General features: G+C 59.0%; 11 protein-coding genes. 4 read left to right on the plus strand and 7 right to left on the minus strand.

Going from position 1 to position 17,149, the window contains the following annotated elements:
* The first annotated feature begins 154 nt into the window (after positions 1-154).
* Entirely contained in the window at positions 155-2,530 is a 2,376-nt protein-coding gene (gene ppsA / locus ADS46_RS01655; protein WP_066315428.1) for a phosphoenolpyruvate synthase, read from the plus strand.
* Between the two features lie 105 nt (positions 2,531-2,635).
* Positions 2,636-4,426 (plus strand): gamma-glutamyltransferase, encoded by a 1,791-nt coding sequence (ggt, locus tag ADS46_RS01660; protein WP_066315429.1) that lies wholly within the window; start codon positions 2,636-2,638, stop codon positions 4,424-4,426.
* 6 nt (positions 4,427-4,432) lie between these two features.
* On the opposite strand, the gene ADS46_RS01665 is transcribed toward ggt, so the two are convergent.
* The 3 genes from ADS46_RS01665 to acnB form a co-directional block, all read right to left on the minus strand.
* Positions 4,433-6,316, minus strand: coding sequence for a glycerophosphodiester phosphodiesterase family protein (locus tag ADS46_RS01665; RefSeq protein ID WP_066315431.1), 1,884 nt, complete (start codon positions 6,314-6,316; stop codon positions 4,433-4,435).
* 60 nt (positions 6,317-6,376) lie between these two features.
* Positions 6,377-6,868 (minus strand): ribonuclease E activity regulator RraA, encoded by a 492-nt coding sequence (gene rraA, locus ADS46_RS01670; protein ID WP_066315433.1) that lies wholly within the window; start codon positions 6,866-6,868, stop codon positions 6,377-6,379.
* 153 nt (positions 6,869-7,021) lie between these two features.
* Positions 7,022-9,625: a bifunctional aconitate hydratase 2/2-methylisocitrate dehydratase gene (acnB, locus tag ADS46_RS01675; protein ID WP_066315436.1), complete on the minus strand. Its 2,604-nt coding sequence runs from the start codon at positions 9,623-9,625 to the stop codon at positions 7,022-7,024.
* A 419-nt stretch (positions 9,626-10,044) separates the two neighbouring features.
* On the opposite strand from acnB, the gene ADS46_RS01680 reads away from it, so the two are divergent.
* Positions 10,045-10,698, plus strand: coding sequence for a tRNA-(ms[2]io[6]A)-hydroxylase (locus tag ADS46_RS01680; protein WP_066315439.1), 654 nt, complete (start codon positions 10,045-10,047; stop codon positions 10,696-10,698).
* Between the two features lie 30 nt (positions 10,699-10,728).
* Complete coding sequence (locus tag ADS46_RS01685; RefSeq protein WP_066315441.1) at positions 10,729-14,628, plus strand: AAA family ATPase; 3,900 nt, start codon at positions 10,729-10,731, stop codon at positions 14,626-14,628.
* A 74-nt stretch (positions 14,629-14,702) separates the two neighbouring features.
* Here ADS46_RS01685 and ADS46_RS01690 read toward each other — a convergent pair whose 3' ends face one another.
* From ADS46_RS01690 to queC, 4 genes are read right to left on the minus strand one after another with little or no spacing between them, the layout of a single operon-like run.
* Positions 14,703-14,957: a YkgJ family cysteine cluster protein gene (locus tag ADS46_RS01690; RefSeq protein ID WP_066315443.1), complete on the minus strand. Its 255-nt coding sequence runs from the start codon at positions 14,955-14,957 to the stop codon at positions 14,703-14,705.
* Positions 14,954-15,787 (minus strand): 6-pyruvoyl trahydropterin synthase family protein, encoded by an 834-nt coding sequence (locus ADS46_RS01695; RefSeq protein ID WP_066315446.1) that lies wholly within the window; start codon positions 15,785-15,787, stop codon positions 14,954-14,956. The genes ADS46_RS01690 and ADS46_RS01695 overlap by 4 nt, the downstream gene beginning before the upstream one ends.
* Positions 15,787-16,434, minus strand: coding sequence for a 7-carboxy-7-deazaguanine synthase (gene queE / locus ADS46_RS01700; protein WP_066315448.1), 648 nt, complete (start codon positions 16,432-16,434; stop codon positions 15,787-15,789). The genes ADS46_RS01695 and queE overlap by 1 nt, the downstream gene beginning before the upstream one ends.
* Positions 16,434-17,147 carry a 7-cyano-7-deazaguanine synthase QueC gene (gene queC / locus ADS46_RS01705; RefSeq protein ID WP_066315451.1) on the minus strand — a complete coding sequence of 238 codons (714 nt, stop codon included), beginning with the start codon at positions 17,145-17,147 and terminating at the stop codon, positions 16,434-16,436. The genes queE and queC overlap by 1 nt, the downstream gene beginning before the upstream one ends.
* Between the last annotated feature and the right edge of the window lie 2 nt (positions 17,148-17,149).

A 17,149-nucleotide genomic window follows, 5' to 3' on the forward strand; every position in this document is an offset into this window, starting at 1 on the left:
ACTACAACAAAGGTTCAAAAAGGCCGCCTGTTGTAAAAATCCTCCATCGCCTTCGCTATTAGACCAATGGCGAATACACCGGGGCGGTGCTAGGGTGTCCGCATTCATCTCTGGCGGTTGTCGTGATCGCTGGCCTATCGAGCGAGGGGGTTGCGTGAACAATTACATTCTATGGTTCGATCAATTGGGTATGGCTGACGTCGAACGCGTGGGTGGCAAAAACGCCTCGCTTGGCGAAATGATCTCCAATTTATCGGGAGCGGGGGTCACGGTGCCAGGTGGCTTTGCTACCACGGCTCATGCCTACCGAGAGTTTCTCGCCCATGAAGGTCTCAACGAGCGTATCAACCAGATGCTGGCGCGGCTGGATGTCGACGATGTCAAAGCATTGGCCGAGGCCGGGAAGACGATCCGTCAGTGGGTGATCGACACGCCGCTGCCCCCGACGTTCGAAAAAGAACTGCGTAGCGCCTACGAAAGCCTTCAGCAGCGTCACCCTGCGTTGAAGGTTGCCGTGCGCAGCTCGGCCACCGCGGAAGACTTGCCGGATGCCTCCTTCGCCGGCCAGCAGGAAACCTTCCTCAATATCGAAGGGTTCGACAATATCAAGCGCGCCGTCCACGAAGTGTTCGCGTCACTGTTTAATGACCGGGCCATCTCTTACCGTGTTCATCGCGGCTATGCGCATGAAAATGTCGCGCTATCTGCGGGTGTGCAGAAAATGGTGCGCTCGGAAACGGGCGCGTCGGGTGTCATGTTCACGCTGGATACCGAGTCGGGCTTCCGCGACGCCGTCTTTGTGACAGCTTCCTGGGGGCTGGGTGAAACCGTCGTCCAGGGGGCGGTGAACCCGGATGAGTTCTATGTTCATAAGCCGACCCTGGCCGCGGGCCGGCCCGCTGTGCTGCGCCGCAACCTGGGTTCCAAGCTGATCAAGATGGTCTATACCCAAGATGCCAGCGCAGGCAAGTCGGTCGAGACCATTGACGTGCCGCTACAGGATCGCGGTCGTTTCTGCCTCAACGACCAGCAGGTCATGGCGCTGGCGAGCCAAGCAGTGACCATCGAGCAGCACTACCAGCGCCCCATGGATATCGAGTGGGCGCTGGATGGCGACGATGGTGAGCTCTACATTGTGCAGGCCCGGCCGGAAACTGTCGTCTCCCAGCAGGAAGGCGGCAAACTGGAGCGTTTCCAGCTACGCGAGAAAGGCCGCACCCTGGTCACCGGCCGCGCCATCGGCCAACGCATCGGCCGTGGTACCGCCAAGGTGGTCATGACGCCAGACGACATGGACAAGATCCATGACGGCGATGTGCTGGTAACCGACATGACCGATCCCGACTGGGAGCCGATCATGAAGCGCGCTTCAGCCATCGTGACCAATCGCGGTGGCAGGACCTGCCACGCGGCGATCATTGCCCGTGAACTAGGCATCCCTGCGGTGGTCGGCTGTGGTGATGCCACCACGCGGTTGGTCGAAGGCAGTGACGTCACCGTTTCCTGCGCTGAAGGCGATACCGGGCATGTGTATGAAGGCCTGCTGGATTACGACTGCAAGGTGTCCAACGTCGATACCATGCCCGAGATTCCTTTCAAGATCATGATGAACGTGGGCAACCCCGATCGCGCCTTTGGGTTTGCCAGCCTTCCCCATGCCGGGGTAGGGCTCGCGCGGCTTGAGTTCATCATCAACCGCATGATTGGTGTTCACCCCAAGGCATTACTGGAGTACGACACCCTGCCGTCTGACCTTCAGCAGGTGATCGACATGCGCACGGCCGGTTATACCGACCCGGTCAGTTTCTACGTCGATAAACTCGTTGAGGGCATTTCGACACTGGCTGCTGCCTACTACCCGCAGCGCGTTATCGTGCGGCTGTCGGATTTCAAATCAAACGAGTACGAAAACCTGATTGGCGGCAAGCTCTACGAGCCTGGAGAAGAGAATCCCATGCTGGGCTTCCGGGGTGCCTCGCGTTATATTTCGGAGGCGTTCCGCCCTTGTTTCGAGCTGGAATGTCGGGCGCTCAAGCGTGTCCGCGACGACATGGGGCTCGACAATGTCGAGATCATGGTGCCCTTCGTGCGCACCACGGAAGAAGCCCGGGAAGTGGTCGAGCTGCTGGCGACCAACGGGCTCAAGCGTGGTGACCATGGTCTCAAGGTCATCATGATGTGCGAACTGCCCGCCAATGCGCTGTTGGCCGACGAGTTTCTCGAGCATTTCGATGGTTTCTCGATCGGTTCCAACGACCTGACACAGCTCACCCTTGGGCTTGATCGTGACTCGGGTATCGTGGCGCACCTGTTTGACGAGCGTAACGAAGCCGTCAAGAAACTTCTTTCCATGGCGATTCAGGCCTGCAGGGCCCAGGGCAAGTATGTCGGCATCTGCGGTCAGGGACCCTCTGACCACCCTGACTTTGCCAAGTGGTTGATGGAGCAGGGGATTGATTCGATATCCCTCAACCCGGATGCGGTGCTCGAAACCTGGTTCATGCTAGCAGGTGAAACCATCGCTGACTGATCGGCAGCCGGTTTGATGCAACGCGCCCAGCCATTGTGCTGGGCGCTTGGGTTTAATAGGCTACGCTCTAACTTTGGTCTGTATACATTGGCGGAGTCGGTCGTGATGCCCTCGAAAAAAATGCGGTGGCTGCTACCCAGTCTTTTGGTAGTGCCTTTACATGGTTGGGGCTTCGACTATGAAACCCCCTCCATCTCACCCGAAAGCGAATCTGGCTACGAAGAAAAACCTGGCTGGTCTGCCGATTCCTTCGCGGTGGCCGCTGCCAACCCACTGGCCACCGATGCGGGCTACCAGATATTGAAGGCCGGCGGAAACGCGATCGACGCAGCCATCGCTGTCCAGTTGGTGCTGGGACTGGTGGAGCCGCAATCAAGTGGCCTTGGCGGCGGGGCGTTCTTGCTTTATTACGATGGCGATGATGTGCGCGCGTACGATGGGCGTGAGACGGCCCCCGCCGCGGTGGATGGTGAACTCTTCATGCAGGATGGCGAGCCGTTGGCGTTCATGGATGCCGTGGAGAGCGGCCGGTCGGTCGGCGTGCCGGGAACGCTGCGGCTAATGGAAAAAGCCCACGCGGCTCACGGCAGTCTGCCCTGGGAGGACCTTTTTGTGCCTGCGATGACGCTGGCAGAAGAAGGCTTTGCTGTCAGTGAGCGGCTTCATTCGAGCCTTGCCGATGTTGATGCCCTGCGCGATGACGATCTGGCGCGGGATTTCTATTATGACTCGGAAGGCGAGCCCATTGCCGTGGGCGAGACCCTCAAGAATCCGGCCCTTGCGGCGCTATTAAAGCGTATCGCCGAGGAAGGCAGCGGTGCCTTTTATCAGGGAGACGTTGCCCAGGATATTGTCGATGAGGTCACCCAGCATCCCGCTCGGCCCGGCGCGATGACGCTGGATGACCTTGAAGGTTATGACGCCATTATCCGCGATCCTATCTGTACGCCCTGGCAGCAATGGGAGGTCTGTGGTTTCCCGCCGCCATCGTCCGGCCACCTCACGATCATGCAGATCCTTGGCATGCTCGATCAGCAGCCCCTGCTTGAAGCCCCTCTGGACGACGGAGTCACCAGCAGCGGCTGGTTGCACCAGTTTCTGGAAGCCTCCCGGTTAGCGTTTGCCGACCGCAATTACTATATAGCCGACCCGGATTTCGTCGAGGCCCCCGGTGGTGATTGGTCGACAATGCTGGCGCCGGACTATCTCGCCAAGCGCAGCGCGCTGATTGGTCAAGAAAGTATGGGAGGCGACGCCGAACACGGTCGGCCCGGCGATATGGATACCAGCTGGGCGGCGCAGCCGACCCAGCCTGAATACGGTACCAGCCATATCAGCATCGTCGATGCCGAAGGCCGGTCGGTTGCCATGACCACGACCATCGAGCAGGCCTTTGGCTCGCGCATCATGAGCGATGGGGGGACCGACTTGCCGGGCGGCTTTTTGCTCAACAATGAGCTGACCGATTTTGCCTTCGAGCCGGAGCAGAACGGTGAACCGGTGGCCAATCGAGTTGAACCCGGCAAGCGCCCGCGTTCCAGCATGAGCCCCACGCTTATCTTCGATCATGACAGTGGCGAGTTGGTCGGTAGCCTTGGGTCGCCCGGTGGCGCAGCAATCATTCATTACACCGCGCGAACGCTGATAGCACTGCGTGACTGGGGAATGAATGCGCAAACGGCGTTGAACCTGCCCCATGCGGTGACCCTGGGCGATCAGGTTTGGGTTGAGGAAGGCCGTTTCCCGGAGGCCACCCTCGACGCTCTGAGAGAGCGAGGGCATGACATCAGCGAGCGCGAGCTGACCAGCGGGCTTCAGGCGATCATGCGCTTCGAGGATGGCACGCTGTTTGGCGGCGCGGACCCACGCCGGGAGGGCGTGGTGATGGGCGATTGAACGAACCTAGCGCCGGAGCCAGTTGCGTAGCTTCACCAACATCAGTGCGCCGTCGCTCAGCGCGCGACGATCGTTGCGCAAAGCGACCAGCCGTTTGGGATAATCGGTGATGATCGCGTCCACGCCAAGATCAATGAGCGTGGACATGCGGCTCCGGCTGTTGACCGTCCAGGCGTGCACTTCATAGCCATAAAGCTTCGCCAGCTTTATTTCCTGCGTGGTGATACGATTATGGCGAAGGCCCAGGGCGTCAAAAGCACCGCGATCCAGTGTGCCTGGCAAAATCAGCTGGGCGATAAGCGTGACCTTGAGTTCTGGCGCTTGCCGTTTGATGAACGGCAGCAAGCCCGGCGACGTGGTGGCCATGCGCATGCTGTGCATGGCATTCGGGTAGCCGCACTGGGCGTAGGCGGCTATTGGGCTGTCAGCCGATGCCCAGCACTGATAGCGGGCATCGGTCTCTTGCTGCAGCTCTCTTAAGACGGCATTGCTGAGCGCCTGCCCCTGGCCCGACAATGGCTTTATGTCGATCATCAGGTCGGCGCGCCCGCGCACCAGTGCCAGCGCATCGTCGAGCCCAGGAATGGACTCCCCCTCATACACATCGCCAAACCAGCTGCCAACGTCGTAGCGCTCGAGCTCCTCACGCGTCAAGTCCCCGAATGCCTGCTGGTCGCCTGTCAGGCGTGCCATGTTGCGGTCGTGATAGAGCATGACCTCCTGGTCGGCTGTCAGGCGAACGTCGATTTCAATGGCGTCGGCACCGTCCACGATCGCCTGATCCACCGCCGCCAGGGTATTTTCCGGGGCGGCCATTGAGCTGCCGCGATGGGCAATGATCGTCACGTCGTCGCGAATGTCGAAGCTTGTCAGTATCCACCAGGCCTGAAGGGCTGCAAAGGCCAGCACGCTGAGCTCCACGGCCCAGGCAAAGCGCCCCGGGTGGGCATCGGCAGGTGGCGCTGGACGTGCCTCGCGGTGGGCCAGCTGAAGGTACAGGCAGGCTGACAAAAGGACATTGACGGCAATGCCCAGAAAGGTGATCGCCAGTGTGATCAGCACATAACCGGTCAAATAGCCCAGCATTGCCGGTACCAGGACAGCTGTATGCTCGGGTAACCACCACAGTAGCGGCGTGAATAAATAATCAAACAGCAGGGTGGTGGCAATCGGCAGCACGATAATCAGTAACAGAACCAATATGACGGCAATGCCAATCGAGCGATGCCAGCCTCGGGTGAGAACGACACTGCGGCGAAGCGCCTGCCACGGCGAATATTCATCCAGGGCCACCAGAGGTAGCGCCAGCAGCCAGCGTAAATAGAGCTTGGCGGCCAGGAACATCCACACCAGCAATAGTGGGGTCGCGCAGGCAACGAAATACCACAATACAGGGGGCTTGATGCGCTGAAGGTAGTAAGGATCGATACCACTCAGCCAAATGTCATACAGCCAGGTCAGGGCGAACATGAAGGGGGTCAGCAGTATCAGGTGACTACCCACCTGCAAGATCACCAGCCCCGTCAGTGCAGGTAGTCGGCGGCTGCTGAGCCAGAGCGCCTCAAACGCAAGGCGATAGTGATTGTCGCGAGGCCTGGTCGCGACCTGGAGCATGCCGGCCTGCTGCCAGTAAAGCACCACGAAGAACAGTCCAATGCCGATCAACATGCCCAATAAACCCAAAGGGCTGAACACGAGCGAGACCAGGTCGTTATTGGTTACGACGCTACGCCGCAACTGGGAGAGCAGGGCACGCATGACCCAGGCGATGGCGGGTAATAAAAGGGCTGACGCTAGCAGGGTGAAAAATAAATGAAACGCAATCAGCGGACGTAGGTGATCACGTAATGTGCGGGCGAGGGCATAGCCAAGCTGATTCAAAGGCTGCATGGACACAAAAAGGTAATGAAAAGAGACTTTAGGGTGGCAGCAAGCGCCACCCCTGACAAGTCACGCTTGATCAAGCGGAAGTTCGCGATCGGCGATCAGGATGCCGTTATTGTCAGCGTACAGCCAACTGCCCGACGTGATGGTGACGCTTGCAAAGCTTATGGCCACATCGCGCTGTCCTTCTCCACGCTTTTCGCTTTTACGTGGATGACACCCCAGCGCCTGAACGCCCAGGGGCAGGGTGGCGAGGATGTCCACGTCGCGAACGCAACCGTACATCACGACGCCAGCCCAGCCATTCTCGACCGCTTGTTCAGCCAGCATATCACCGAGCATGGCACAGCGAGGGGAACCCCCCGCATCCACGACAAGGATGGCGCCATCGCCAGGTTCAGCGACGGCTTGCTTGACGAGCGAGTTATCTTCAAAACACTTGACTGTGCGTACCGGACCGTAGAATGCATCAACGCCGCCAAAGCTGGCAAAGATGGGTTCCAGTACCTGGACGTCTGGAAAGGCATCGCATATATCGGGGGTAATAATCGTCGGCATGGCGAATTCCTGTCTGGTGACTCAGAGTCTAAACATAAGAAAAAACGCCCCGCCCTGTAGAACAGTGGCGGGGCGTTCGTTCATCGGCTCAAAAGAGCGCGGAGCTCTTCTGCGATGGTGCGAGCATCGGCGATGGAGCGGTAGCGTTGAAGCTTACGCTTCTTGAGCCACCGGAATCACGTTTGAGGCGATCTTCTGATACTCCTCAATTTCGTGAAAGTTCATGTAACGATAGATCTCGCCTGCCATGGCGTCAAACTCTCCCATGTAACGGCGGTACTCGTCGACCGTAGGCAGGCGACCTTCGACGGCAGCCACTGCCGCCAGCTCGGCTGACGCAAGGTAGACGTTCGCGCCATCGCCGAGCCGGTTGGGGAAGTTGCGCGTCGAGGTGGACACAACGGTGCTCTTGGCGGCGACGCGCGCCTGGTTGCCCATGCACAGCGAGCAGCCGGGCATCTCCATGCGTGCACCGGCACGGCCGTAGATGCCGTAGTAGCCTTCTTCGGTAAGCTGGTGCTGATCCATCTTGGTTGGCGGTGCCAGCCAGAGGCGGGTCTTGAGGCTGCCTGCGGGCTGTTTCTCGAGCAGCTTGCCGGCAGCGCGGAAGTGGCCAATGTTGGTCATGCACGAACCGATAAATACTTCGTCGATCTTTGTGCCGGCAACGTCTGAGAGTAGACGCGCATCGTCGGGATCATTCGGCGCACACAGGACCGGCTCTTTGATTTCGTCGAGGTCGATTTCGATCACTTCGGCGTATTCGGCATCCTTGTCGGCACGCATCAGTTTAGGATCGGCAAGCCAGGCTTCCATCCCTTCGATACGGCGGCTGATAGTGCGCTCATCGCCGTAGCCATTGGCGATCATCCACTTGAGCAAGGTGATGTTCGATTTGAGGTACTCGGTCACGCTCTCATCGGAGAGGGTGATGGTACAACCGGCGGCCGAACGCTCGGCAGAGGCATCGGAAAGCTCGAAGGCTTGCTCGACGGTGAGGTCCTCAAGGCCTTCGATTTCCAGGACGCGCCCCGAGAAGGCATTTTTCTTGCCGGACTTCTCGACCGTCAGTAGGCCCTGCTTGATGGCATACAGCGGAATGGCGTGAACCAGGTCGCGCAAGGTGACGCCAGGCTGGCGTTTGCCCTTGAAGCGCACCAGTACGGATTCAGGCATGTCCAACGGCATCACGCCCGTTGCAGCGGCGAAGGCGACAAGACCCGAGCCTGCCGGGAAGGAAATACCCAGCGGGAAACGGGTGTGGGAGTCGCCACCAGTGCCAACGGTATCCGGCAGCAGCATGCGGTTGAGCCAGCTATGAATGATACCGTCGCCGGGGCGCAGCGAAACGCCTCCACGGTTCATGATGAAGTCGGGCAGGGTGTGGTGAGTATCCACGTCGACCGGCTTCGGGTAAGCGGCGGTATGGCAGAACGACTGCATCACCAGGTCGGCCTGGAAGCCCAGGCACGCCAGGTCTTTCAGTTCGTCGCGGGTCATGGGGCCCGTCGTGTCCTGAGAGCCCACCGTGGTCATCTTGGGTTCGCAGTACATGCCGGGGCGAACGCCGTCCATGCCGCAGGCCTTGCCGACCATTTTCTGGGCCAGGGTAAAGCCTTTACCCGTGTCGTTGGGTTGCTCGGGCAGACGGAATACATCCGAAGGGGCAAGGCCCAGGGATTCCCGAGCTTTGCCGGTCAAGCCACGACCGATGATAAGCGGGATACGCCCGCCTGCACGGACTTCGTCGAGAATCAGCTGTGTCTTGAGCTCGAAGGTCGTCAGTACCTCGTCAGTTCCATGCTTGCAGACCTTGCCTGCATAGGGGTAGACATCGATGACATCGCCCATGGCCAGCTTTTCGACATCCATTTCGACCGGTAAAGCGCCGGAGTCTTCCATGGTGTTGAAGAAGATGGGGGCAATTTTGCTGCCAAAACAGAACCCGCCTGCGCGCTTGTTAGGCACATGAGGAATGTCATCGCCGAAGAACCACAGCACGGAATTGGTGGCTGACTTGCGCGAAGAACCCGTACCCACAACGTCGCCCACATAAGCCACAGGGAAGCCCTTGGCCTTGACCTCTTCGATCTGCTTGAGCGGACCGGTCTTGCCCGTTTCCACGGGGTCGATGCCATCACGCTCGTTTTTGAGCATGGCATTGGCATGCAAGGGAATATCCGGGCGCGACCAGGCATCCGGTGCGGGTGACAGGTCGTCGGTGTTGGTTTCGCCGGGTACCTTGAAGACGGTCAGGGTGATCTTTTCTTCGAGCGCTGGCTTGGAGAGGAACCACTCGGCGTCGGCCCATGACTGGATAACATCCTTGGCGACACTGTTACCTGCCTTGGCACGTTGTTCGACATCATGGAAGGCATCGAACATCAGCAGGGTATGCTTGAGCTGTTCGCCGACTTCACGGGCGAGTTCGTCGTTGTCGAGCAGTTCGACCAGGGAGACTATGTTGTAGCCGCCCTGCATGGTGCCAAGCAGCTTGACGGCATGCACTTTATCGATGAGGGGCGATGTGGCTTCGCCTTTGGCGATGGCTGTCAGAAAACCGGCTTTTACGTAAGCCGCTTCGTCAACACCCGGGGGAACGCGGTTGGTAATGAGGTCGAGAATGAACTCTTCTTCGCCAGCCGGGGGCATTTTAAGCAGCTCGATCAGAGCGGCGGTTTGCTCGGCATTCAGGGGCTTGGGGGGAATGCCCTCTGCAGCGCGTTCCTCGACATGTTGGCGGTAAGCTTCAAGCACGTTTGGGGCCCTCTCATCTGCTTTTATGGTGGCGACGGCACGTGGGCTGTGCGCTTCACAATGCCACCGGACACTGACATACGCTTGACAAACAGCGTTGGTTGGATGGCCGCAATTCTACGTCAAACTGTCGACAATGTTAAGGTGAGTCCGCTGCCATGGCGTTGTACTTTATGCTGATGCGCATGAACAAAGGTGTGAAACACGCTAGGACCAAACGTTCTGGCATGCTTTACTAGCAAAAAAGCACTCGCTATCGACAGAGGTTGCATAAAGTGTGATTCTCGTAACGCCGCGTTACCATCTGTCGGGTTGATGACCTGCGTCAGGCTGATCAGCTGACCGTACTGGCATATTCGAATTACCCAAGATGTTATAATTGTTGTACAATTATGTGATAGTTATTTAGTGATGGTGTTATGTCGATACAAGTAATCCCTGACAAAGCGGGCCATTCGCTCGATGCGAGCGACCTGTTGCCTGACAGCTTGAATGACTTTCTGGGATGTACGACGCCAGATGCCTGGCTTGTCTGGGCCCTGGAGAATCCCGAAATTCTGCTGATTGACCATGCTCAATGTGAAAAGAAGGCCGCCTCCACGGCGATGAGTCTGCTGTATCGCTATGTGGACCAACCGCTGTTATTGAGCAAGATGTCGCAACTTGCCCGGGAAGAACTGCTGCATTTTGAGCAGGTCGTGACCCTCATGGAAGGCCGGGGGGTAACCTACAGGCACTTGACGGCTTCGCGCTATGCGGAAGGGTTACGACGCCATGTTCGTCCCCAGGACCCTGAGCGATTGATTGATGTGTTGATTATTGGCGCGCTCATCGAAGCGCGGAGCTGCGAACGCTTTGCTTGCCTGATTCCCTACCTTGATGAGGAACTGGCAAAGTTCTACCGCACCCTGGTCAAGTCTGAAGGCCGACACTTCGAAGATTACCTGTTGCTTGCCCGGCAGCAGACCGATCACTCGATTGACGAGCGGATCGCGTTCTTTGTTGCCTGTGAAGCAGAGCTAATCAGTTCGCCGGATACGGCTTTCCGTTTTCATAGCGGCGTGCCAGCGTAAGTTGCCGTTCGTCCAGACAGGATGTTTACTATGCGCGATGCTCAAAAGTATGACCAACTGACCCTGTTCGGTCATTTTGCCCTGACCCAGGGTGATGATGTGCTGACCCACTTTAGCTACGATAAAGTGAAAGCGTTGCTTGTCTACTTGCTGCTGCATCGACAACCTGTCAATCGCGCTGCACTGGCCGAACTGCTGTGGCCTGATCAGGGCCTTTCGTCAGGCCGCACCAACCTGCGACACGCCTTGCATTGCCTGCGTCAATCATTGGGCGAAGATGCAGAACAGGTGCTTAACGTATCGCGCCAGACCATTGCCTTTCAGCTTCCGGCCAATTGGCAGGTCGATCTGCATGAACTGCAGACGCTGCTCGAAGGGCCGCGGGATCTGGCCACCCTGGATGACGTACTCACCTGTTATCAGGGCGACTTGATCGAGGAATTGCAGCTCGCCAACTGTAGTGAGTTCCAGCGCTGGCTGGTGCAGGCGCGCAACGAATGGCGTCAGCGGGTTATCCGCTTTGCCGAACAGGTGCTGGATAACTATCAGGAAGTCCCTGACGGCCTTCTGGAAACGCTGGTCAGTCGGTTTTCCGGCTATGGCCCTTTCCATGAGCGGTTGGTTAAACAGCTCGCTGAACAAAAGCAGATGGCGGCAGCCCACGAGCAATACAACAGCTACCTGCAGTTGCTCGCCTTGTCAGGCCAGCAGCCGGAGCCTAGCTTCTTGCAGCTGGCAAGCTACTGGTCCGATGGCCACCCGGACGCCCGCGTCATGTCGCCTCAAGGCGCCTTTTCGCGAGCGCTTGCCACCGACAGCCAGCCCTTGCGTGAAGATGAGATCGAGCTTCGCCAGCTCTCGGTGATGGCCATTCGGTTGCGACTCCAGGGGGACTGGCAGGATCGCGCCGCGACGCGTGACTGCCTCGCGCTGCAACTGGAATTACTGCGCTGGCTTGAGCAGCAATGCCATCATTTGGGTGGTTTCTGGTTGCCGGGTGCTACAGGTGGCCTGGGACTTGCGTGTTTTGGTACCCATGGCCCAGCCCATCAGCTGGCTGAACTGGTCGCGCTTTATGAGCATTGCCGTCAGACGCTCCCCCAAGAGTCTGCCAGGCACTGGACGGGTGAAGGTGAGCTGCCACAGTTCGAACTGGCAGCCGGGCTGCACAGCGGGCGAGTGGTTTATTTACCGGAGCGGCAACTGGCGGATCCGTTGGGCCAGGTAACGCAAATATCCCTGGAGCTGATGAGCGCTGCCGAAGGCAGCGAGCTGGTCATCTCGCAGGAGTCGAGCCAGCATATGCCACCGGCGCTGGACCTTCAGCCTCGTCTGGTCTCGCGGGTCATGTCCAGCGATGGTCGGGTACGCCAACGAGCCTTGGTGCTGGGCCAGAACGAAGGTGGCCGTGATGCACTGCCGCCGAGCCTGGTGGGTCGCGAAACCTCGTTAAGAACCCTGAGAGATGCCCTGGCCCGAGCCGGTATCGGACTGCGCCAAAGTGTGCTGGTACGCGGCGCGTCAGGCATGGGGAAATCGGCCCTGATGGTTGGCTTCCGCCAGCTTGAGATAAGCCGCGACGCCGCTATTTGCTGGCAGCCCACCACCCGCCTTTCGGTGCTGGAGCCCTATGGCGTTGCGCGCACGCTTCTGTCCTGGTATCTGGATGGGGCGCCGGACCAGGATGCACTGCACGCCCTGCAAACCGATCTGGCTTTCAATGCGCTGAGCGATGAGCAGCAATGCTTGCTTGAAGAAGCCCTTGGTGTGCGTAGCGTGCAGGAAGTGTCCCAGTTGACACAGAACGGTGAAGCGGTCGAGCTGGTGGTGATGCTGTTACACCGCTTGATCGAACGGCAGGCGGCCACCCACACACTTGTGCTGATGGTGGATGACCTTCAGTGGTTAGACGAACCCTCGTTCAAGGTACTGTCAGGCCTTCAGGCGCGGTTGCCCATCAACACGGCCTTTATGCTGGTGGCCAGTCATCATGGCCGTGAACCCCTGCCGGTCAAGCTGCACTGGGATCAGCAAATCACCCTGGGCCGCCTGGGTGAACTCGAGTCCTCTCGGCTGTTATCGCAACTCTCGCGTCGTTACCGTATTCACCTGAGCCCACGGCTGCGTAATCAGATTATCGAACGCTGTGATGGCGTACCGCTGTATTTGCAGGAAATCTGTCGGCGCCTGGATATGGATCGCCGGGAAGGACGGAGCGTCCAGTTTGATGAGTTGCCCAAAGGGTTGCTTGGTCTGTTGGCCAGTCGCATCGACCAGTTGGAAGCGGACCGTGACATTGCTCACATTGCCGCGGTACTGGGCAAACGCTTCCGGCTGGACTTCCTCAGCGAATGCAGTGGCTATGACACAGCGCGTTTGCAGCAGGCGCTGGAGCATATGCGCCAGCTCGAAATTATCGAGCCGGTGGATAACGGTTCAAACGAACAAGAGTTCCAGTTCAGCCACCAACTGCTCCAGGAGGCGGCCTATCTTTCCTGCCCTCGCGACGTGCGCGTTACCCTTCATCAGCAGGTGGTGAGCCTGATAGAACAGCGCTTCCCGATGTGGATCAGCCGCCATCCCGGTGATTTTGCCACGCACCTGCGGCGAAGCGGTCACTACGCGCGCGGCGCACGTTATTTTGAGCTAGCCGCCCGGGAAGCGCTAAAAGTAAGCGCCAATCGCACCGCATTGCGCATGGCGGATTTTGGACTGGCCAGCCTGCGCCACGTGGAGCACGAGGTCGAGCGCGAGGTGAGTCTGTTAACGGTGCGCGGGCAGGCTGCCTTTGCGCTCGAGGGGCATGGCTCGCCCACCGCCCACGAAAGTTTCGTGCGTGCCCGTGAGTTGTTGCGCCACTCGGGCGCAGATGCCCTGGAAGACCCTGAAGACCTGGAGCAAATCTTTCTGGTCAAGTGGGGGCTGTGGGTAGGACGCAGTCAGCGCTACGCGCATGCCGATGCCTTCGCGCTGGCGTCCACGCTTGGTGACATAGCCGTACGGCTCGACGACCCTCGCTACCAGCGACTGGCTGACTACGCACGTGCGCATTGCGAATACTGGGCGGGGCGTGTGCAGCAGGCCAATGACCATCTGAATGAAATCGACCCGCTCAACTCGCCGATGATGATCGAGTGGCTGCCGTTCTCTGACCATCCGCAGGTAACAGCGGCGTGTTTCCAGGGCTGGGCGCTATGCCTATGTGGTGATTACCAGCGTGCCGAACGACAGGTCTCTGCCGCGATACGGCTCGCGGAAAAGCTGGGCCATCCCGGTACGCTTGCCATGGCGCTACTGTTTGCCGCCTCGCTCTATCGTCAGCTTGGTCATGTGCATTTAGCGGCGCGTCATGCTGAAAAGGCAGCGGCGATGACCGCCACGCCGGATTTACAGCTGTGGCAAATTAGCGCCCAGGGGATTCTGGGTTGGCAGCGTGCGCTGGCGGGCGATCACGGGGGGCTGACCCAGCTGCGCGATAGCCTGGACCAGATGGCAGAGCTTAACGGGCGTGATCGCTTCAAGCGTCCAGTGCTTTGGTACTCGGATGCCTGTATTGCCCTGGGAGAACTGAGTGCTGCAGAAGATTACCTGGATCAGTGTCTGGTGATTGCCAAGGAGAGGTCCACGCTGTTTCTGCCCGAGCTTGCCACCCAGCTTGCCCGGGTACGTATCATGCTCAACCATCCGGCCAATGAAGTGCGTGCGTTGGCCGAGATGGCGATTTCCCAGGCGCGGGAGCACGGTAATCGCCATCAGGAGTTGGCAGCACTGGAGTTATGGTTGACGCGCATCGCCCCCGACGACGAAGCGGCGCGGGATGCCTTCCATCGTCTGTTGAGCGACGTTAGCCATAGTGACGCGCCGGTCCTGGTCCGTTGGGTCAGCCTGGTGGATCGTCGTCTGGCCTATCCCGAGCGCCTGGAGAGTTAGCAGCCTGTCGGCCTTAACACTGATCGACTGCGAATCCGTGATTCTCGCGACGATCGATCAAGCCCGACAGGCGGCTAGGTGTTATCTTCCAGCCATGTCAGGGTGATCAGTGCTTCTTCCCGCTGCCGTCCGCAGACGGCAGTGTCAAACTGAAACTGTTCGCACACGGTCGGTCGACGGGGATCTCCGAACAGGCGGCATAAATTATGCTCGTCCAGTTGCGCGCAACGCAAGCCTGCCGGTTTGCCTTCGGGCATGCCTGGTATGGCTGAGCTGATCGACGGTGCAATACAGCATGCCCCACAGCCTGCCCGGCACTCATCACTCATGGGCTTGCCTTGGCTATCGCGCCTTTATTAAACCCCTCGAATGCGTGCACTGTTGAGGCTTCAAGGCTTTGAGCAGCAAGCTGTTCCGCCAGCCAGTGGGCAATGTTTTCCACCGTTGTGGGGGTAGTCAAGACTGCGCAGCGCTCCTCGGGTAGCGTGAGGGTAAAGGTTCCCTGATCCGCTTGATAGCGGCACGTCAGGGCCTGCTTGTCGCGGGCGATAATGTCATTTTCTTCTACCAGGTAGCGATTATCGAGCCAGGCCGCCCACTGCCGTTCGAGTTCATGCTGGCGGTTTCCCCGTTGCCAGATATGCAGGCGTGAGCGATGCCCATGGGCAATGCGCTGGCAGTTGCCCTTGTGCAGTTTCAGACCATGACTATACCCATAGGCAGCGCCTTCGATGGCTTCATCACTGAGGCTTAGCTGAACCCGTGTAACGTTTGCCGGCCGCTGCTCAGTGAGCGTCTGGCTTAAACTGGCGGCGACGGCGTCGCGCTCGATGGTGGCAACGGGCAGCAGGGTGAAAGCCTGTTCCGGCCCTTTTACTTCCATGGCATAGGGCGTCGTGGTGCGCACGCACAGGCCTTCCTCGCAGGGGCTGACAGTGACCCCGGAAGCCTCGACAGGTACCAGAAGCGTGTGGTCCAGGCCGCTATCGAGGTGATGCTTGATCCATGGCTTGACCTCGCCAAAATCCAGCAGCATGCCGTCTTTGCCAAGCTCGCCATCAAGGACCGCGTCGACTTGCCAGCTAATGCCCTTGAGGCCCTCTTCTGGGCACCACAGCGATGCGTCGATATGGGTGAGTTGATTAACAAATAAGGACATCAGTCAAAGCCTGCGATTTTGTGCGTCTGAAGCGATAAACGCCATTGCGGGTTGGCTAAACAATAGGCCGTGGTACGCGCGACAGTGTCGTCGTCTTGAGCGTCTGAAGGGGAAAGGTCCATTGGCTGAAGAAAAAAGTGGCGAAAGTCGAGTTTCGCAAATGCCTCGGGCGGTGCCTCGGTCTGGGGATAGACCAACTTGAGTTCGTCGCCCTGATCAATCACCAGCGGGTTCTTGCCCTTGGGGCTCACGCACAGCCAGTCAATCCCGGCGGGAGGGGTGAGCGTCCCATTGGTTTCAACCGCTACTTCAAAACCCACGCTGTGCAGCGTGGCGATCAGTGCCGGATCAAGCTGCAGCAGTGGCTCGCCACCGGTAAACACCACATAAGGAATGGCAGTACCTGAGTCACTGGGCCAGAGCGTGCTGATGTGGTCGGCCAGGGCGGCGGGTGTTTCGAAACGACCTCCGCCTTGGCCATCGGTGCCGACAAAATCGGTATCACAGAAGGTACACCGGGCGGTTGCCCGGTCCCGTTCGCGACCGCTCCATAGATTGCAGCCGCTGAAACGGCAAAAGACGCTTGCCCGGCCGGCCTGGGCGCCTTCCCCCTGCAGCGTATAGAAGGCTTCTTTTACCTGATACATCAGCGTGCCTCCTGTTGTGAGGCGCAGGGGTGTGAGGCATAGGGGAGTGGGTCGGTCACGCCATTCGCTGCAAAGGCGGCTAGCCGTTCGCGGCAGCTTCCGCACTGCCCACAGGCCAGTTCGCCTCCTTCATAGCAGGTCCAGGTGTTTCGGTAGTCAAGCCCCATTGCCAGGCCTTGCCGAAGGATGTCGGCCTTGCTGGCATGCAGGTAGGGGGCATGTACCTTGACGGGGGAGAAGTTGGCAATCTGTGCGACCTGATTCATGGCCTCCACAAAAGCCGGGCGGCAGTCGGGGTAGAGGACGTGGTCACCGCCATGGGCACCGTAGTCAACGCGCTCTGCGCCGATGTTGACAGCGTTCGCAATAGCCAGGGACAACAATATCATGTTGCGGTTAGGGACCACGGTCGCCGCCATGTTGTCGCCGTCGTAATCGCCCTGGGGCATTGCCTGGTCGGTGTTGGTCAATGCTGAGTTATCAATCAGCGAGTGAATCGCCCGGATATCCACGACCTGATGGGGGACATCCAAGTGTTGGCATACCTGGCGGGCAGCATCGAGTTCACGGGCGTGGCGCTGGCCGTAATGAAATGACAGCGCATGAACGTGATAACCTTCATTCAGCGCCCGGTGGAGAAGGGTGAACGAGTCCATGCCGCCGGAATATATCACCACGGCGGTGGCTCCATGCGGAGCTTGGGAAGTTGACATGA

Source organism: Halomonas sp. G11, from assembly GCF_001663515.1.
In the GTDB taxonomy this organism is placed as follows: domain Bacteria; phylum Pseudomonadota; class Gammaproteobacteria; order Pseudomonadales; family Halomonadaceae; genus Vreelandella.